This is a genomic window from Micromonospora sp. NPDC020750 (genome assembly GCF_044334565.1).
Classification (GTDB): domain Bacteria; phylum Actinomycetota; class Actinomycetes; order Mycobacteriales; family Micromonosporaceae; genus Micromonospora.
The window spans coordinates 1-2,757 of record NZ_JBIRTH010000028.1 but is presented as its reverse complement, the minus strand read 5'-3'; the positions used below and the strand labels follow the sequence as shown (position 1 = coordinate 2,757).

The window sequence follows — 2,757 nt, the reverse complement described above, 5'->3', positions numbered from 1 at the left end:
GAAGCGTTGGGTGGTGAGGTGGTCGTCGTTGAGGTAGCCGCGGGCGAGTCCGGCGCCGCTGACGACGATCTCGCCGACGACGCCGACGGGCACCGCCTCCCGCTCCCCGTCCACCACCAGCGCTCCGGAGTTGGCCAGCGGGCGGCCGATCGGCACCGGCCGGTCCGCCGCCGGCGGCTCCAGCAGGCGGTGGCAGCAGGAAAAGGTGGTGTTCTCCGTCGGGCCGTAGCCGTTGAGCAGGTTCCGGTGGTCGAGGAACCGCGCGGCCTCGGCCATCAGCGGTCCCGGCACCGCCTCGCCGCCGACCAGGATGGTGTGCATGCCGCGCAGCGCGTACGGGTCGGCCTCCAGCATCATCCGGAACACCGAGACGTTGAAGAAGCCGGCGGTGACGCCGGTGCGGGCGATGAAACCGACCAGTTCCCGCTGGTCGGCGACGGTCGTGTCGCTGGGTACCGCGATGCTGCCCCCGTTGAGCAGGGCGCCCCAGACCTCCAGGGTGGCGGCGTCGAATGCCAGGTTCGAGGCGAGTACGAATACGTCGGACGGCCCGAAGGTGGCGAAGTTCTGCTTCCGGACCAGCCGTACCACCGACCGGTCGACGATCTCCACGCCCTTGGGGCTGCCGGTGGAGCCGGAGGTGTACATGACGTACGCCGTCGACTGCGGGCCGCGCGCCGGGAAGCCCGGGGGTGGCGTCGCCGCAGTCGCGCCGTAGGGGTCGACCCGGACCACGTCCCCGGGTACCAGGTGTGCCATCTCGGCGGTGACGACCGCGTGCGCCGCGCCGGTCGAATCCCGGATCACCGCCACCCGGTCCGCCGGGCTGCGAGCGTCGAGGGGCACGTAGGCGCCTCCGGCGCGCAGCACACCGAGTAGCGCGGACAGGAACTCCGGAGAGCGGCCGACCAAGACGAGTACCGGCTGTCCGGGTTGGACGCCGGCAGCGATCAACCGGGCGGCGATCCCGACGGACCGGTCGTGCAACTCCTGGTAGGTGACCGTACGCGTGCCCCGCACGGCCGGAGCGTCCGGGCGCAGCGCCACCTGCTCGTCGAAGAGCTCGATCAGTCCGGCGTCCGCCGGGTAGTCGGACGCGGTCTGGTTGACCTGCTCCAGGAAGGCGCGGTCGTCGTCGGTCAGCAGGCTGATCCGGCTGATCGGCTCCTGCCGCGCCGCGAGCGAGGACGTCAGCAGCAGCCCCAGCGACGTGCTGAGCCGCCGGACGGTCGCGGCCTCCAGGACGTCGGTCGCGAACTCCCAGCGCAACCGGATCGTCCCGGATCGCTCGGTCACGAAGACGCCCAGCTCGTACTTGGCCACCCCCGGATCGAACGGGAGTTCGTCGAGCACGCACCCGTCGGCGGAGGCGGGCAGGCCGGTCGGCATCTCCTGGGCCACCACCATGCGGGTAAGCCGGTCGGCGTTGTCCGACCGGCCCCCTGCCACGGCGGCGAGGATCTCCTCGAACGGCAGAGCGGCATGCGCCACGGCTCCCGACAGCCGGTCCGTGGTGGCCGCGACCAGTTCGTCCAGCGTGGTCGTGGCCGAGACGGCGAACCGGATCGGGAGGAGGTTCACCAGGTAGCCGACGGTATCGGCGAGGTCCGGGCTGGAGCGGTCCACCGCGGCGGGCACGGAGACGGCGAAGTCGTGCTGCCCGCTGTACCGGTGGGCGACCGCGGCCAGGGCGGTGAGGAGTACGGCGAACGGGGAGGTCCGGTGCCGGCTGGCGAGGGCCGCGACCGCCGCCGTGACGGTGGGTTCGAGCGTGACGGTGACGCTGCGTCCCGACTCGCCGCTCCGGGCCGGGCGCGGTCGGTCCAGCGGCAGGTCCAGCGCCTCCGGTGGGGGTGCGAGTTCCCGTTGCCAGTAGGCGCGTTCGGCGTCCCAGGTCGCGGGCGCGGTCCGGCGCTGCCCGGCGGCGAAGGCCAGCATGCCGGGCGAGGCGGGTGCCGGGGTGCCGGCCAGCTCGTTTCGCAGACTGTCGACGATGATCCTGACCGACGCCCCGTCGACCAGCAGGTGGTGCACCGCGATCAGGACGAGGTGGCCGGCGTCGTCGGTGCGGGCCACCACCGCGCGCCAGAGCCGGCCCCCCTCGGTGACGATCCGACCGGCCAGGAGCTGGAAGGTCTGGTGCAGGTACTCCTCGACACGGTCCGTGGCGACCACCGCCTCGTGGACGTCGACCCGGCAGGGCTGATCGGTGCGGCGCAGCTCGGTCCGCCCGGTGTCGTCACCGATCTCCACCGTGAACGCCTCGTGCGTGCCGAGCGCCCGGGACAGGTGCGTGGCCAGCCGCGCCGGTTCCGGGCCGCCACTGATCCGCAGCGCCACCGGCAGGACGAAGGCACGGCTCCCCGGGTGCAGCAACTGCCACGTCCACAGCCCCTCCTGGCCGTACGAGAGCGGGGCGACGAGGGGAGCGGCCGGCGTCCCGCCCGGCGTGGCGTCCGACCGACCGGTGCCGTCGGCCGGCCCGCCCGGAATCCCCTGCCCACCCGGATTCCCCTGCCCGGTCGGAGCCGGCGGTCCGGCCGGCACCGCCTGCTCGATCAGGGCCGCCTGTTCGGCGATGGTGCGCCGGGCCAGCAGGCCGCCTCCGGTCACGGCCCGGCCGTACGCCTGCCGGATCCGGCCCACCAGAACCATCGCCAGGCGGGAGTCGCCGCCGAGGTCGAAGAAGTTGTCGTGGATGTCGATGTGGTCGAGTTCGAGGGTGTCGCGCCAGAGGTCGGTGAGGCGGCGTTGGAG

The 2,757-nt window shown here is 73.2% G+C and carries 1 protein-coding gene; it reads right to left on the bottom strand.

What is annotated here, in order from left to right; genetic code table 11:
* Positions 1-2,757, bottom strand: a 2,757-nt coding sequence (locus ACH4T9_RS31935; protein WP_396686878.1) for an AMP-binding protein, incomplete at both ends; no start/stop codon positions are given.